This window comes from Amycolatopsis thermoflava N1165 (assembly GCF_000473265.1).
Classification (GTDB): domain Bacteria; phylum Actinomycetota; class Actinomycetes; order Mycobacteriales; family Pseudonocardiaceae; genus Amycolatopsis_E; species Amycolatopsis_E thermoflava.
In genome coordinates, this window is record NZ_KI421511.1 from 658,124 (window position 1) to 673,299 (window position 15,176).

Sequence of the window (15,176 nt, forward strand, 5' to 3'; positions counted from 1 at the left end):
CCGGGCTTGCGGTGCTTCCCTGGATCGTGAAAGACATCCGAACGATCCAGTGAAGGACCTTGATGACTGCTGTGCACGCCTACATCGCCCGATCCGCGACCGGGCCGCTGGCACCGGGGACGATCGAGCGACGTGCGGTCGGCCCGAAGGATGTGCGCATCGACATCCGCTGGGCCGGCATCTGCCACTCCGACATCCACACCGTGCGCGGTGACTGGGGCCCGCAGCCGTACCCGCTGACTGTGGGGCACGAGATCGCGGGCGTGGTCGCCGAGGTCGGCTCCGAGGTGACCCGCTACCAGGTCGGCGACCGGGTCGGCGTCGGCTGCATGGTCAACTCCTGCGGCAAGTGCGTCAACTGCCAGGCCGGTGACGAGCAGTACTGCACCGAGGGCATGGTCGCCACCTACGGCGCGGTCGACCGGGACGGCACCATCACCCAGGGCGGTTACTCCACCGGGGTGGTCGTGGACGAGGACTTCGTGCTGCGCATCCCGGAGGCGATCCCGTTCGACAAGGCCGCGCCACTGCTGTGCGCGGGCATCACCACCTACTCGCCGCTCAAGCGGTGGGGCGCCGGCCCCGGCAAGAAGGTCGCGGTCGTCGGCATGGGCGGCCTCGGCCACATGGCCGTGAAGTTCGCGCACGCGATGGGCGCCGAGGTGACCGTGCTGTCCCGGACGCTGAGCAAGCGCGAGGACGGGCTGCGGCTCGGCGCGGACCACTACCACGCCACCAGCGACCCGGCGACGTTCGAGACCCTGGCCGGCCGGTTCGACCTGATCGTCAACACGGTCAGCGCCCCGATCCCGGTGGATGCCTACCTCGGCCTGCTCGCCGTGGACGGCGCTCTGGTCAACGTCGGCGCGCCGGCCGAGCCGCTGAGCCTGCAGGTCATGTCGCTGATCGGAGGCCGGCGCTCCTACGCCGGGTCGATGATCGGCGGCATCGCCGAGACCCAGGAGATGCTCGACTACTGCGCCGAGCAGGGCATCGCTCCCGAGGTCGAGATCATCCCCGCCGATCAGATCAACCAGGCGTGGGACCGGGTCCTGGCCTCGGACGTGCGGTACCGGTTCGTGATCGACACCACCACTCTCGCCGCCTGAGTGGACACCACGTGCGGGTGGGGGGCTCGCCAGGGCCCCCCACCCGCGCCCGGACCGATTTACAACTCGTTTCAAAATGATCGGCGCGTCTGCTGGCCGTAGTTGATCAAGTGTGGGCATGCTGATGTGGTGATTGAGAAGTTGGTTCCCGACAGTCTGTGGCAGCGGGTGGAGCCGTTGCTGCCGCCGAGGCCTGTGCGGCGGAGTCGGTATCCGGGTCGGTTGCCGGTGGATGACCGGGCGGCGTTGGCGGGGATCGTGTTCGTGCTCAAGACCGGGATCTCGTGGCGGGAGCTGCCGCGTGAGGTGTTCGGCTGCTCCGGGGTGACCTGTTGGCGTCGGTTGCGGGCCTGGACCGAGGCCGGGGTGTTCGACGCGGTGCACAAGCTCTTGCTTGACCAGCTGCGAGCGCTGGATCGGCTCGATCTGGATGTGGCGGTGGTGGATGGGTCGCATGTACGGGCGTTGAAAGGGGGGAAGCGACGGGCCCCTCGCCCGTCGATCGGGCTCGGCTCGGTTCCAAGCACCATGTGATCACCGACGGCAACGGTATTCCGCTCGTGGTGTCTGTTACTGGTGGCAACCGGCACGACAGCACGCAGCTCATACCGCTGGTCGAGGCGCTTCCAGTGATCCGCGGGAAACGCGGCCGGCCTCGTCAGCGCCCGCGCTGGCTCTACGGCGACCGCGGCTATGACTACGACCATCACCGCAAGACCCTGCGAGACAAGGGCATCGTCCCGCGAATCGCTCGCAAGAACACCGCTCACGGCTCCGGTCTCGGCAAGATCAGATGGGTAGTTGAGCGGATGTTCGCCTGGCTGCACCAGTTCAAGCGTTTACGGATCCGCTGGGAACGCCGAGCCGACATCCACCTTGGCCTCATGCACCTGGCCTGCGTCCTCATCTGCTACCGCAAGCTGCCGACTTCATTATGAAACGAGTTGTTAGCGTGGACGGTATGAGCAAGAAGGACGAGGTGCGGGAGTTCCTGATCTCCCGGCGCGCGCACGTTACCCCCGAGCAGGTGGGACTGCCCGACGTCGGCGGGGAACGGCGGGTGCCGGGGCTGCGGCGGGAGGAGGTTGCCCAGCTCGCCGGTGTCAGCCTCGATTACTACACCAGGCTGGAGCGGGGCAACATCCGTGGCGCGTCGGAGAGCGTGCTGAACGCGATCGCGCGGGCGCTGCGGCTCAACGACGTGGAGCGGGAGTACCTGTTCGACCTGGCCCGCACCGCGCCCGGTCCGGCCCGCAAGGTGAAGTCGTCCAAGGCCCGGGTGCGGGCCTCGGTGCAGCGGGTGCTGGACACGATGAGCGTGCCGGCGGTGGTGTGGAACGCGCAGCAGGACCTGATCGCCTCGAACCTGATGGGACGGGCGCTGTTCGCGCCGCACTTCGAGGCCGAGCGACCCAACTTCGCCCGGTTCATCTTCCTCGACCCGCGCGCCAGGGACTACTACGTGGACTGGCCGCTGGCCCGCCGGATGACCGCGGCGATGCTGCGCCTGGAAGCCGGGCGTGACCCGCTCAACCGCGAGCTCACCGCGCTTATCGGTGAACTGTCCACATTGTCCCTGGAGTTCCGCGGGAACTGGGCCGAACACCACGTCCACGAGCACCGGACCGGGCACAAGCAGTACCGCCACCCCGAGGTCGGTGTCCTGGACATCACCTTCGACGTGTTCGAGATGCCCGGCGAGCCGGGGCTGTCCATCGGGACCTACAGCGTCGACGAGGGCAGCGAATCCGCCGAGAAGTACGCGCTGCTGGCCAGCTGGGCGGCGACCCAGGAGTTCGGCCGGCACGCGGGCGAGCCGGAGCGGGCCGAGGACGCCCCGTCCGGCACGCCGGACCCCTGATCCGAAAGGAAGCATGACCACCATCGCCATCGTCGGCGCGGGCCGCGGACTCGGCGCCGCCGTCGCCAGGAAGTTCGGCTCCGAGGGCTTCGACATCGCTCTCATCTCCCGCAGTCAGGAGCGCCTCGACGCCCTGGCCACTGATCTCGAGGCCGAGGGTTTGGCCGCCCGCGGCTACGCGGCCAACGTGCGCGAGCCGAAGTCGCTGATCGCGGCACTGGATCGGGCCGGACAGGAGCTCAGCCCGACCGAGGTGCTCCAGTACAGCCCGTTGCCGCAGAAGGAGTTCCTCCGCCCGGTCCTGGAGACCACTGTGGACGATCTGGCCGGTGCGATCGAGTTCGCCGTCTACGGTCCCGTCGTCGCCGTGCACCAGGTGCTGCAGGGCATGCGGTTCCTCGGCCGCGGGACGATCCTGTTCGTCAACGGCGGCTCCGGCGCCGTGCCCAACCCGAACGTCGCCGGCACCTCCATCGCATTCGCGGGGGAGAGCGCCTTCGCGCGCATGCTGCACGACACGCTGAAGGCCGAGAACATCGGCGTCGGCCAGCTCATCATCCCCGGCGCGATCGAGCCCGGGCACCCCGACAACGACCCGGCCGTGCTCGCCGGAAAACTGTGGCACCTGCACGCCCATCCCGGGGAGTTCCGCGTCCACTCGGACGCGCGCCCGGACGGCCAGCGATGACGCTGGACCAGAAACCCGCGGACCGCACGACGACCAGGCTGCCGCTGCTGACCTACGTCCTCGCCGCCGGCACGTTCCTGATGGGGACCACTGAGTTCGTCGTCGCGGGCCTGTTGCCGGAGATGGCGCGGGATCTCGACGTGTCCGTCGCCCGGGCGGGCCTGCTGATCACCGGGTTCGCGCTCGGGATGATCGCCGGGCCGCCCGCGATGGCGATCCTGACCAGGCGGCTGCCGCCCCGGTGGACGCTGAGCCTCGCGCTGGTCGTGTTCGCCGCCGGGCACGTGGTCGTCGCGGTCGGATCGATCTTCACCGTGCTCCTGCTGGCCCGGTTCGTGACCGCGCTGGCCACCGGCGCGTTCTGGGCGGTCGCCGCGGTGGTGGGCGCCCGCGCCGCCGGTCCCGGCGCCAGTTCGCGGGCGCTGGGGGTGGTGCTGGGCGGCGGGATGCTGGCGAACGTCGCCGGCGTGCCACTCGGGACGTTCGCCGGTCAGCTGATGGGCTGGCAGGGCCCGTTCTGGGCGCTCGCGGTGCTGGCGGCCTTGGGCGCGGTGGGGATCCGGCGGTTCGTGCCGGGCGAGGGGCCGCAGCACCAGGTCTCCTCGGTGAGGTCCGAGCTGGTCGCCCTGCGCTCGGGCCGGTTGTGGCTGACGCTGGCGGCGTGTGCTGCCACCACCGGCGGTGTGCTGTCGGCCTACAGCTACCTCTCGCCGCTGCTGACGCAGCGCGCCGGTGTCGCGAGCGCGCTGGTGCCGCTGGTTCTGGCCGGCTTCGGCGCGGGTGCTCTGATCGGTTCGCTGGTGGGCGGACGGCTCGGCGACCGGCGGCCGTTCCACGTGATGGTCGGAGCGGCGTCGGCGACCGTGGTGGTGCTGGCGGCGCTGTGCGTGCTGGCCGATGAGGCCGTACCGGTGGTTGTGCTCGTGACGCTGCTGGGGCTGGTCGGGTTGACCGCGAACCCGGTGCTGGTCGGTTTCGCCGTCCGGTTCGGGGGTGCCGCGCCCACCCTCGCTTCGGGGCTTAGCACGGCGGCGTTCAACTTCGGCACGGCCGTCGGCTCGTGGGTGGCGGGCGTGGCTCTCGAGTCGTCGCTCGCCGAGACCGGCCCGACCGTTGTCGGCACGGTCATCGCCGCGTCGACACTTGTGCCGGTGGTGGCGCTAATCCGCGCGCAGCGGCGCTCGACTTCAGCGCCCAGGTGATAGGCCCATCCCGCGTCACGGTGCCGTCGTTTTCCCGCCAGCGTTGTCGCCGCGCCACTTCTACCGTCGTCGCCGTGGACACTGATCTTTCGACGCCCCGGCCGGTGCTTCGCGCGCCGGTGGTGGCATTTCTGACGCTCGCCGCCGCGCTGGGCACCGCGACCCTGTATCCCCTGCAGCCCTCGATCGCGGAGGTCGCGGGGTCGCTGGACGTCCCGGCGGCCGTCGTCGGCACGGTGCTTGCCTGCGGACCGGCCGGGTATCTCGCCGGGCTCGCGGTGCTGGTCCCGCTGGTGGACCGGTTCCCGCCGAGGACGGTGGTGGCCGCGCAGTTCGCCGCGCTCGCCGTCGCCTTGGCGCTGGCCGCCGCCGTGGGTTCGGCGGCGCTGCTCGGGCTCGTTCTCGCCGTGATCGGCGCCGGCTCCGCAGTGGGGGCGCAGCTGAGTTCCGTGGCGGGACGGTTCGCCGAGCCGCAGCGGCGGGCGACGGTGCTCGGCGTGGTGACCGCCGGGATCTCCGCGGGCATCCTCGCCGGGCGGATCGGCGGCGGCTGGCTGACCGGGCTGATCGGCTGGCGTCCCATGCTGCTGGTGTTCGCGCTCGCGTGCGCGGTCATCGCGGTCGCCGCCCGTCTGGCGTTGCCCGCCACACCCGGCCGCGCCGGAACCGGGTACCTGGCCACGCTGCGCGGGCTTCCGGGGCTGTACCTGAGGTTCCCGGTGCTGCGGCTGGCCGCCGGGCGCGGCGCCCTCTGGTTCTTCGCGTTCTGCGCGGTGTGGGCGGGTATCGCGGTCGCGCTGTCCCAGCCGCCGTTCTCGTATTCGCCGGAACGGATCGGCCTGTACGGGGCGGCCGGGCTGCTGGGCATCGTCGCCACCCGCATCGCCGGGGTGTGGACCGACCGCATCGGCGCGCGCCGGGTGATCCTCATCGGACTCGCGCTCGCCGCCGCGGCGGCGCTGACACTCGGCCTCTGCCTGCCGAACACGCCACTCACGCTGGTCTGCCTCGGCCTGTTCGACGCCGGGCTGTTCGCCGCGCAGGTGGCCAACCAGAGCACGGTGCTCGCGCTCGACCCGGCGGCGCCCGCCCGATTCAACAGCGCCTACATGGTCGTCTACTTCGTGGGCGGCAGCCTCGGCACGGCGGCCGGCGCGGCCGCGGTCGACTGGTTCGGCTGGACCGCTACCGCGGCGGCCTGCGCGGTGGCGATCGTGGTCGCCGCGGGAATCACCGCGAGGCGCCGCACCGGATCACGCTGACGCGCGCAACGTCTGGGACAGCGCGTCGACGGTCACGCCCACGATGGCCCGCAGCTGCGCCGGGCCGGCTCCGGCTCTGCTCATGACGGCGAGGGACTGGTTCACGGCCGCGGCGTGCACGGCGAAGGCTTCGGCGTCCCGGTCGGTCAGCCCGCTGGTCTTCAAGGCGGCGCGCAGGCGCAGGCGCTGGCGACCGAGCGCCTGCTTGGCGTGCGCGGCGACGCGCGGGCTCAGGGCCGGGATCGCCATGGCCGACTGGGCGATCAGGCATCCGTCGGGCAGTGCGGGATCGGCGATGCGGTCGAGGGTGACGTCGAAGAACGCGCGAACGGCGGCGACCGGGTCGGAGTCCACACGCGACAGGGCGGCGTCGTACTTGTCGCCGTAGCGCGCGGCGTAGCGGTCCAGGCAGCGCAGGAAGAGCGTGTCCTTGTCGCCGAGGGAAGAGTAGATGGAGCTGCGGTTCAGGCCGGTCGCCCTGGACAGGTCGTCGAGCGAGGTGTCGGCGTAACCCGCGCGCCAGAACTGGATCATCGCCGCATCGAGCGCGGCGTCGGTGTCGAACTGCTTCTTGCCTGCCACGCGACCAGGCTAACACATCTTGGACTGCTCAGTTCAAGATGTGTTAGCGTCGCCGGCGTGCTCATGAACAACCCCGTCCACGACCTGCCCCTGCAACATCTGACCGGATTCACCCACCGCTGGGTCGACGCGGACGGCGTGCGCCTGCACGCCGTCGAAGGCGGACGGACGGGCGGCCCGGCCGTCGTCCTGCTCGCCGGATTTCCGCAAACCTGGTGGGCCTGGCGGAAGGTGATGCCCCGCCTCGCCGAACGGTTCCACGTCATCGCGATCGACCTGCCGGGCCAGGGCCACTCCGAGCGTCCGGAGCGCGGCTACGACACGCACACGGCCGCCGCCCACGTCCACGCCGCCGTGACCGCCCTGGGCGTGTCGAGCTATTCGCTGGCCGCCCACGACATCGGTGCCTGGGTCGCGTTCTCCCTCGCCCTCGGCTTCGAAAACCACCTGCGCCGGGTCGCGCTGCTCGACGCCGGAATTCCCGGTGTCACGCTCCCGGAGACGATTCCCACCGATCCGGACCGGGCGTGGAAGACCTGGCATTTCGCGTTCCACACCGTGCCCGAGCTACCTGAGACGCTCCTCGCCGGCCGCGAACGCGAGTACGTCGGCTGGTTTCTGACAGTGAAAGCCTTGTCTCCCAGCACCTTCGACGACACCGAACTCGACCACTACGCGGCCGCCGTCGCCGCCGACGGCGGACTGCGAGCTTCCCTCGCCTACTACCGGGACGCTGCGGAGTCGGCGCGCAAGAACCGCGAGGCGCTCCAGCAGCGGCGCCTGACCGTGCCCATCCTTGGAATCTCCAGCAGCCATGGGTCCATTCCGGACATGGCCGCCTCCCTCAGCCCGTGGGCCGACAACACCACCGGGATCGTCGTGCCGGACGCCGGACACTTCATCCCCGACGAACAGCCCGACGCCGTCGCCGACGCGCTGGCCGAGTTCCTCACCGACGCCCGCTGACGCCCGCCGAGACCGTTGTGCTCGTAGACCCCGTGTGTCAGCTCCGGGTGGCCGCGTCGGCGGTGGCCGCCCAGCTGGCGAGCAACTGGAGCCGTTCGGCGGAGGGTGAGCCGGGCTCAGCCGCGTAGGCGGTGAGTGTGAGTCCGGCGTCGGCGGTCAGGTCCATCGCTTCGAAGTTCACCGTGAATTCGCCGACGACGGGGTGCCGGAAGGATTTGGTGCCGGTGCGGTGGAGGCGCACGTCGTGGGCGGCCCAGCGGGTGCGGAAGTCGTCGCTGCGGGTGCACAGTTCGCCGATGAGGTCGGTGAGGTCCCGGTTGTGGGGGTCGCGGCCGGCTTCGGTGCGCAGGATCGCCACCGAGGTGTGGCAGGAGGCGTCGTAGTCGGGGAAGTAGTCGTGCGCGGCGGGGTCCAGGAACCCGAACCGGGCGAGGTTGGGTGGTGCGACCTCACTGGTGCGCGTGGGGCTGTCGAAGACGGGGGAGTAGAGAGCGCGGCCGAGCAGGTTGGTGCCGAGGATGTCGAGGCGTCCGTTGCGGACGAATGCGGCGGTGGTGGTCATGCTGTCGAGGATCTGCTGCACGACCGGCCGTATGCGCTGGGGCGGGCGGCGGCGCTGCGCGGCGTTGCGGGGGCGTCCGGCGGCGTTCGCGGTGCGGGCGAGGTCGAACAGGTAGACCCGTTCGGCTTCGTCGAGCTGGAGGGCGCCGGCGATGGCGTCGAGGACGCTGTCGGACACGCCCGCGAGGTTGCCCTTCTCCAGTCGCGTGTAGTAGTCGGCGGAGACACCGGCGAGCATCGCGACCTCTTCGCGGCGCAGGCCGGGTACCCGGCGGTTGCCGCCGTAGTGCCGCAGTCCGGCCTGGTCGGGGGTGATCTTGGCCCGGCGGGTGACCAGGAAGTCGCGGGCCTCGGTGCTCTTGGCGTTCACGCCTTCCACGGTACGATGGGGCCTGCGCGCGAGGGGGGTTCTGTCAGGACCCGGATAGACGTGACCTGCCACGCGCGTGCGGAGCCGCGTTTCCTCGTGGTGTGACCACATCCGGAACGACCCTGCCGCAGGCCGGGCAGCACACGGGAAGCCCCAGCCGCACACTGCTGGCCGCGCTGCTCGGGTTCTTCGTCGTCACCCTGGACGCGGTCGTGATCAACATCGCGCTGCCGGCGATCCGGACCGACCTGGGCGGCGGCATGGCGGGGCTGCAATGGGTGGTCGACGGCTACACGCTGGTGTTCGCCGCGTTCCTGCTCACGGCGGGGTCGCTGACCGACCGGATCGGGGCGAAACGGGCGTTCGGCCTCGGCGTGGCCGGGTTCGCGCTCGCGTCGGCGGCGTGCGTGCTCGCACCAGGGCTCGGGGCGCTGGTGACGTTCCGATTTGTCCAGGGCGCGGCGGCCGCGGTTGTCATGCCGTCGTCGATGGCCCTCATCGGTCAGGCATACCCCGATCCGGGGAAACGGGCGCGGGCGGTCGCGCTGTGGGCGATGGGCGGCGCGCTGGCCTCGTCGGCGGGACCGGTGCTCGGCGGAGTGCTCGCTCTGGCGAGCTGGCGGTGGATCTTCGTGATCAACCTTCCGGTGGGCGCGGTGGCGCTGGTCCTGCTGGCCGGGGCGGCGCGCTCGGGCACGCACCGGGTGCCGTTCGACCTGGCCGGCCAGGTCACCGGGGTGATCGCGATGGCGGCGCTGGTCTACGGGGCGATCGAGGCGGGCCGCAGCGGGTTCGCCGACACCGGGGTGCTGGTGGCGCTGGTTGTGGCCGTGGTGGCGGTGGTCGCGTTCGTCGTGGTCCAGGTGCGGGGCGCCCACCCGATGGTGCCGCCCGTGCTGTTCCGCTCCCGCACCGTGGTGACCGCGGTGGTCATCGGGCTCGCGTTCATGGTCGCCTACTACGGGATGCCGTTCGTGATGAGCCTGGTCCTGCAGGACCGCGGTCTGTCGTCCCTGACCACCGGGGTGGTGTTCGTGCCGATGATGCTGGCTGGGCTCGTACTGACCCCGATCGTGCCCCGGCTGGTGGAACGAACCGGCGCCCGTGCCGTGGTGGTGACCGGCCTGGGCCTCATGACTGCCGGGCTGGTCGCGCTCGCCCTCGTTCCGGCCACCACACCCACGTGGGCTGTGGCCGCGCTGATGATGCTGGTCGGCCTGGGCGGGCCCACCGTCATCCCACCGGTGATCGCGGTGCTGCTGGACGCGGTGCCCGCGCACCGGGCGGGCACCGCGAGCGGGGTCCTCAACACCAGCAGGCAGCTCGGCGGTGCGCTGGCCGTCGCCGTGTTCGGCGCTCTGCTCACCGCGCCCTCCGGGATGCGGGTGAGCCTGCTGCTGGCCGCAGCGGTCACCGTCGTGGCGGCCCTCATCGCGGTGGCGGGTTTACGCGTCCACCACCAGGACCATCCAAAGGAAACACATTGATGTCTGACAAGGAACCCTCCGGGGCGGAGAAGATGTTCGGCGACTTCGCGCCCGCACTGGTGCACTTCACCGACGACGTGCTCTTCGGCGAGGTGTGGCGGCGCACCGGGCTGACACCGAAGGAGCGCAGCCTGGTGACCGTGGCCGCGTTGGCGACCAACGGCAACACCGAGCAGCTGGTGTTCCACCTCAACCTGGCCAAGGAGAACGGCAACACCGAAGCCGAACTGATCGAAGCGTTGACCCACCTGGCCTTCTACGCGGGCTGGCCGCAGCCGATGGCCGCAATGGCCGTGGCCAAGCAGGTCTTCACCGCCTGACCATCGAAAGGAATTCATTGTGCGTGGAGCTGTTCTGCACGCCCCCGGCGATGTCCGGATCGAGGAGCGTGCCCACCCGGCGATCGAGGCGCCCACCGACGCGGTGATCCGCCTGTCCGCGACCTGCGTGTGCGGGTCGGACCTGTGGCCCTACCGCGGGATCGAGCAGGTGCACGGGCCCACCCCGATCGGGCACGAGTACGTCGGGATCGTCGAGGAGGTCGGCGGCGAGGTCACCACGATCAAGCCCGGCCAGTTCGTCGTCGGCTCGTTCTTCGCCTCCGACAACACCTGTGAGATCTGCCGCGCCGGGTTCCAGACCTCGTGCGTGCACCGCGAGTTCGTCGCGGGCGGCGCTCAGGCGGAGTACCTGCGGGTCCCGCTGGCCGACGGCACCCTGGTCGCCACGCCGGAGGCGCCCTCCGACGACCTGGTCCCGAGCCTGCTGGCGGCGTCTGACGTGCTGGGCACCGGCTGGTTCGGCGCCGTGGCCGCGGACGTGCAGCCGGGTTCGACCGTGGCCGTGGTGGGTGATGGCGCGGTCGGGCTGCTCAGCGTACTGGCTGCACGGGAGCTGGGGGCGGAGCGGATCATCGCGATGAGCCGCCACGAGTCGCGGCAGAAGCTGGCCACCGAGTTCGGCGCCACCGACATCGTGGCCGAACGCGGTGGCGAGGGCGTGGCCGCGGTGAAGGAACTGACCGGCGGGCTGGGGGCGCACTCGGTCATCGAGGCCGTGGGTACGCAGGAGTCGATGATGCAGGCGATCCGGTCGGCCCGCCCCGGTGGCGCGGTCGGCTACGTGGGTGTTGCCCACGAGGTGTCGCTCCCGGGGGAGGAGTTGTTCTTCTCCCACGTCCGGCTGCTCGGTGGCCCGGCCCCGGTGCGGCGGTTCCTGCCCGACCTGATCGAGCGCATCCTGCGCGGCGCGATCGACCCGGGCAAGGTCTTCGACCTCGAACTGCCGCTCGACCAGGTCGCCGAGGGCTACCGCGCGATGGACGAGCGTCGCGCGATCAAGACCCTCCTACGCCCGTAAGGACGAAGACATGGACCTCATCCCGGTCAACGACACCGTCAAGACCCCGGCCGAGCGATTCACCGGCGACGTCTACCTGACCATGATCAAGACGCCGGAACCGCCGTCGCGGCTGGTCGCCTCGCTGGTCAGGTTCACCCCCGGCGCCCGCACCAACTGGCACTCCCACGCGGTCGGCCAGACCTTGCACGTCACCGAGGGCGTGGGACTGGTCGTCACCCGCCACGGCACCGTGATCCGCATGCGTGCGGGTGACACGGTGTGGACGCCGCCAGGGGAGGAACACTGGCACGGCGGCACGAACACGAACTGCATGAGCCACATCGCCATGCTCGAAGGCACCGAAGACGGCGACGGCACCACCTGGCTCGAGCCCGTCACCGACGAGGAGTACGCCGCCGCCCACCAGGCTTGACTCCCGCAGCCGTCGCGGGCCAGGACGGAGGCGAGGCCAACACGAGCTGTCCCAGCAGGGTCTTGGTCCCTCGCCAGTGATCACCCGGCGCGCGTTGGACAAGGGATCGGCGAAGCGGGCCAGACCGAGCACCCGTCGCCGAGGCTCCCGAGCAGGCCGCAACGCCAGAGCATCACGACCCCCGATCGCCCCGACCGGGAACCCGCTGCCGATGACCTTGCCCACGGACACGAGGTCGGGCCGGATGCCGTATCGCTGGTGCAGCTCGCCTTCGTGCAGGCGGAACGTGTTGACCTCGTCGACCGCGAGCAGCGCGCCGTGCTGCCGCATCGTCGCACGCAATTGCCGGCAGGTCGTTCTACAGCAACACCAGCACCTAGCCGGGCACCACGCCGGGCGCGCCGGGAGAGACGACGGCGTCACCGGTGCCGTGGTAGTTGCCCTCGAACCGCACGATCAGCTCCCGCCCGGTGTGGACCAAGGTCGCGCGCAGGAGCAGAGCACCGCCTCGGGGCCCGACGAATCGGCCGGCGACGGCGAACCCCGTGCGGCGACCGGGTCGTTGTGGCTCGTGACGGGAGGGTGATCGCGCGCATCGTGCGCTCCCAACGCACCGACGCCGAGGACTCCACCGCGTGCTCGGCGGTGGAGTCCTCGGCGACATCGGCCGGGTCACCCCTCGATGACGAGTCCCTTCGCTTCGAGGACGCCGGCGAGGTTGCTGACCTCGATGACGCTGCGGCCCGAGCGGTACGCGGCGATGTAGGCGGCTTCCGCCTCTTCGCGCTTGCGGGCCTGCTCGATCGCGTACGCCAGGTCCTCGCGGCGCACCACGACCAGGCCGTCGGCGTCACCGCGGATCACGTCGCCGGGCCGGACCAGTTCGCCGCCGATCTGGATCGGCTCGGCCAGTGGGCCGACGGTCTCCTTGACCGTGCCCTTGATGGACACGCTGTAGGAGAAGACCGGGAACCCCAGCTTGCGCAGCTCCGCCGTGTCGCGCACGCCGGTGTCGGTCACCAGCCCGGCGAGCCCCTTCGCCTGGCAGGCGTTGGCCAGCACGTCCCCGAACGAACCGGCCTCGGCGTACTCGCCGGCCGACACCACGACGACGTCACCGGGCTGGGCGTGGGCGATCGCCACCTGCAGCATCAGGTTGTCCCGCGGCGCGCAGCGCACGGTGAACGCCGGGCCGCACAACGACATGGCCGGGTCGACCGGTTTGAGTGCCGAGCTCAGCGCGCCCAAGCGCCCCTGGGCTTCGTGGATCGTGGCGGACGAGAAACGGGCCAGCTGCTCGACGAGCGCCGGGTCCGGGCGGTCGAACTTCGTGTTGACGCGCAAGGGAAATCCTTTCACGACAGGCGGGCGCAGGCGCGGGCGATGGCCTCGCACGCCTCGTCCAGGACGGCGGTGGAGGTGGCGAAGGAGATCCGGAAGTAACCGGGTGTCCCGTAGGCGGCGCCGTGGATCACGGCCACCCGCTCGAACTCCAGCAGGTAGCGGGCGAACTCCTCGTCGGTGCGCAGCACGTCCCTGGCGGGAGTGCGCTTGCCGAGCAGCCCGCCGCAGTTGACGAAGAGGTAGAACCCGCCGCAGGGTGCGGTGACCGACAGCCCGGGAACGTCGGCCAGCAGCTTGGCGACCCGGTCCCGGCGGCCGCGGTAGGTGGCGACCGTCGTGGCCACGAAGTCCTGCGGACCGGTCAGCGCCGCGACCGCCGCCGCCTGGCTGACCGAGGAGGGGCAGGACGACATCTGGGACTGCAGCTTGTTGATCGCGCCGACGAGCTCACGCGGGCCGGCGCCGTAGCCGATGCGCCACCCGGTCATCGCGTACGTCTTCGACACGCCGTTGGTGAGGAACACCCGGTCCCGCAGCCGTGGTTCCACGGCCGCGAGCGTGGGCACGCTCTCCGGCTCATACCAGATTTCGTCGTAGATCTCGTCGGTGAGGACGTGCACCTGCGGGTGGGCCAGCAGCACGCCGGCCAGCGCGCGCAACTCCTCCGCCGAGTAGGCGGCGCCGGTCGGGTTGCCGGGGGAGTTGAGCACCAGCCACCGCGTCCGTGGCGTGATCGCCGCCTCCAGCCGCGCGGGGGTGAGCTTGAACCCGTCGGACTCGGGGCAGTCGACGATGACCGGTGTCCCGTCGTTGGCCAGCACCATGTCCGGGTAGGACACCCAGTACGGCGCGGGGATGACGACTTCGTCGCCGCTGTCGACCGTGGCCATCAGCGCGAGGAAGATGACCTGCTTGGCGCCACCGCCGACGGTGATCTCCTCGTCCGGGTAGTGCAGGCCGTGACGGTGGCCGAGTTTGGCCCGGATCGCCACCCGCAGTTCGGGGGTGCCGTTGACGGGCGTGTACTTGGTCTCGCCGCGTTCGACGGCGGCGATCGCGGCGGCCTTGACGTGGTCCGGTGTGTCGAAGTCCGGTTCGCCGACGGTCAGGTCGAGGATCCGCTGCCCCTGAGCGGTCAGCTCGCGCACGCGTTGCGCCGCCGCCGAGCTGGGCGAGGGCTTGATCCGGGCTACTCGTGCGGCCGTGGTCATGTCAGTCCGCCCGCCTCTCGAAGTTCAGCCCGCCGGGCACCTGGAAGGTCGGCAGGATCTCGATGTGGCCGACGTTGACGTGGCGCGGCGAGGCGATCGCGAACTCGATCGCGTCGGCGATGTCCTCCGGTTTGAGCGACTCGTACCCGTCGTAGTACTCCCGCTGGGCGCGGTCCATGTCGCCGAGCAGGCGCCCGAAGATCTCGGTCTCGACCCGGCCAGGGCAGATCTCGGTGACGCGGACGCGCCTGCCGAAGGCGTCGACGCGGAGCTGGCGGGACAGCGTGTGCACGGCGGACTTCGTGGCGTGGTAGATGGTGTTGCCGCCGAAGTTGTAGACCCCGGCGATCGAGCTGATGTTGACGATGTGCCCGAGGTCCCGCTCGACCATGCCGGGCATGACCAGCCGCACGAGGTGCAGGACGGCCTGGATGTTCACCGCGACCTGCTCGTCGACGGCGAACTCGTCGGCGGTGAGGATGTTCCCGGTGCGCGAGACGCCGGCGTTGTTGACCAGGACGTCGATCTCGAGACCGTCGACGAGCTCGGTCAGGGCCGCGGTGGAGGTGACGTCGACGGCGTGCGGGACGCACCCGGTGCGCCGGGCCAGCTCGTCGAGCCGTTCGGCGTTGCGGGCGACGGCGTGGACCCGCAGGCCCTGTTTGGCCAGTCGTTCCACGACCTCGGCGCCGATGCCGGTCGAGGCGCCGGTGACCAGGGCGGTCTTGTAGTCGGAAAACGGCATTGTCCAGTGCTCCT

16 protein-coding genes and 1 pseudogene are annotated in these 15,176 nt (G+C 70.8%); 11 read left to right on the forward strand and 6 right to left on the reverse strand.

The features are described from left to right. Window positions 1-59: 59 nt before the first annotated feature. The 6 genes from AMYTH_RS0103340 (at window position 60) to AMYTH_RS0103370 (ending at window position 6,122) form a co-directional block, all read left to right on the forward strand. Window positions 60-1,109, forward strand: a complete 1,050-nt coding sequence (locus AMYTH_RS0103340) for an NAD(P)-dependent alcohol dehydrogenase (RefSeq protein ID WP_410468311.1) — start codon at window positions 60-62, stop codon at window positions 1,107-1,109. 129 nt (window positions 1,110-1,238) lie between these two features. Beyond that, a protein-coding gene (locus AMYTH_RS47610; RefSeq protein WP_157360499.1) for an IS5 family transposase occupies window positions 1,239-2,047 on the forward strand; the annotation gives its coding sequence in 2 pieces (ribosomal slippage) (window positions 1,239-1,590 and window positions 1,590-2,047; 810 coding nt in all). A gap of 23 nt (window positions 2,048-2,070) precedes the next feature. Then, window positions 2,071-2,970: a helix-turn-helix transcriptional regulator gene (locus AMYTH_RS0103355; RefSeq protein ID WP_027929113.1), complete on the forward strand. Its 900-nt coding sequence runs from the start codon at window positions 2,071-2,073 to the stop codon at window positions 2,968-2,970. 13 nt (window positions 2,971-2,983) lie between these two features. Beyond that, on the forward strand, window positions 2,984-3,658 hold the full coding sequence (locus AMYTH_RS0103360) for an SDR family NAD(P)-dependent oxidoreductase (protein WP_027929114.1): 675 nt from the start codon (window positions 2,984-2,986) through the stop codon (window positions 3,656-3,658). Then, window positions 3,655-4,860 carry an MFS transporter gene (locus AMYTH_RS0103365; RefSeq protein WP_037322191.1) on the forward strand — a complete coding sequence of 402 codons (1,206 nt, stop codon included), beginning with the start codon at window positions 3,655-3,657 and terminating at the stop codon, window positions 4,858-4,860. The genes AMYTH_RS0103360 and AMYTH_RS0103365 overlap by 4 nt, the downstream gene beginning before the upstream one ends. Before the next feature lie 74 nt (window positions 4,861-4,934). Then, the gene (locus tag AMYTH_RS0103370; protein WP_027929116.1) at window positions 4,935-6,122 is read left to right on the forward strand and encodes an MFS transporter; all 1,188 of its coding nucleotides are present in this window, start codon (window positions 4,935-4,937) and stop codon (window positions 6,120-6,122) included. On the opposite strand, the gene AMYTH_RS0103375 is transcribed toward AMYTH_RS0103370, so the two are convergent. After that, complete coding sequence (locus AMYTH_RS0103375) at window positions 6,114-6,704, reverse strand: TetR/AcrR family transcriptional regulator (RefSeq protein ID WP_027929117.1); 591 nt, start codon at window positions 6,702-6,704, stop codon at window positions 6,114-6,116. The two genes, AMYTH_RS0103370 and AMYTH_RS0103375, sit on opposite strands and share 9 nt — an antisense overlap. A gap of 63 nt (window positions 6,705-6,767) precedes the next feature. On the opposite strand from AMYTH_RS0103375, the gene AMYTH_RS0103380 reads away from it, so the two are divergent. Continuing rightward, on the forward strand, window positions 6,768-7,670 hold the full coding sequence (locus AMYTH_RS0103380) for an alpha/beta fold hydrolase (RefSeq protein WP_037322193.1): 903 nt from the start codon (window positions 6,768-6,770) through the stop codon (window positions 7,668-7,670). A 37-nt stretch (window positions 7,671-7,707) separates the two neighbouring features. On the opposite strand, the gene AMYTH_RS0103385 is transcribed toward AMYTH_RS0103380, so the two are convergent. After that, entirely contained in the window at window positions 7,708-8,601 is an 894-nt protein-coding gene (locus AMYTH_RS0103385; protein ID WP_027929119.1) for a helix-turn-helix transcriptional regulator, read from the reverse strand. A 101-nt stretch (window positions 8,602-8,702) separates the two neighbouring features. On the opposite strand from AMYTH_RS0103385, the gene AMYTH_RS0103390 reads away from it, so the two are divergent. Genes AMYTH_RS0103390 through AMYTH_RS0103405 form a run of 4 tightly spaced genes read left to right on the forward strand, consistent with a single transcriptional unit; the run spans window position 8,703 to window position 11,862 of the window. After that, entirely contained in the window at window positions 8,703-10,088 is a 1,386-nt protein-coding gene (locus AMYTH_RS0103390; protein ID WP_027929120.1) for an MFS transporter, read from the forward strand. Next, window positions 10,088-10,408, forward strand: a complete 321-nt coding sequence (locus AMYTH_RS0103395) for a carboxymuconolactone decarboxylase family protein (protein ID WP_027929121.1) — start codon at window positions 10,088-10,090, stop codon at window positions 10,406-10,408. Before AMYTH_RS0103390 ends, AMYTH_RS0103395 begins: the two co-directional genes overlap by 1 nt. Before the next feature lie 19 nt (window positions 10,409-10,427). Further along, on the forward strand, window positions 10,428-11,447 hold the full coding sequence (locus tag AMYTH_RS0103400) for a zinc-dependent alcohol dehydrogenase family protein (RefSeq protein WP_027929122.1): 1,020 nt from the start codon (window positions 10,428-10,430) through the stop codon (window positions 11,445-11,447). A gap of 10 nt (window positions 11,448-11,457) precedes the next feature. Further along, window positions 11,458-11,862 carry a (R)-mandelonitrile lyase gene (locus AMYTH_RS0103405; protein WP_027929123.1) on the forward strand — a complete coding sequence of 135 codons (405 nt, stop codon included), beginning with the start codon at window positions 11,458-11,460 and terminating at the stop codon, window positions 11,860-11,862. A gap of 171 nt (window positions 11,863-12,033) precedes the next feature. On the opposite strand, the pseudogene AMYTH_RS51145 reads toward AMYTH_RS0103405, so the two are convergent. From AMYTH_RS51145 to AMYTH_RS0103425, 4 genes and pseudogenes are all read right to left on the reverse strand, one after another. Next, a pseudogene (locus AMYTH_RS51145) lies at window positions 12,034-12,285 on the reverse strand (aminotransferase class III-fold pyridoxal phosphate-dependent enzyme); the annotation flags it as partial. A gap of 249 nt (window positions 12,286-12,534) precedes the next feature. Then, entirely contained in the window at window positions 12,535-13,206 is a 672-nt protein-coding gene (locus AMYTH_RS0103415; RefSeq protein WP_027929124.1) for a 4-carboxy-4-hydroxy-2-oxoadipate aldolase/oxaloacetate decarboxylase, read from the reverse strand. Window positions 13,207-13,217: 11 nt separating this feature from the next. Then, window positions 13,218-14,417, reverse strand: coding sequence for an aspartate transaminase (locus tag AMYTH_RS0103420; protein WP_027929125.1), 1,200 nt, complete (start codon window positions 14,415-14,417; stop codon window positions 13,218-13,220). A gap of 1 nt (window position 14,418) precedes the next feature. Further along, window positions 14,419-15,162 (reverse strand): SDR family oxidoreductase, encoded by a 744-nt coding sequence (locus AMYTH_RS0103425; RefSeq protein WP_027929126.1) that lies wholly within the window; start codon window positions 15,160-15,162, stop codon window positions 14,419-14,421. Window positions 15,163-15,176: the final 14 nt, after the last annotated feature.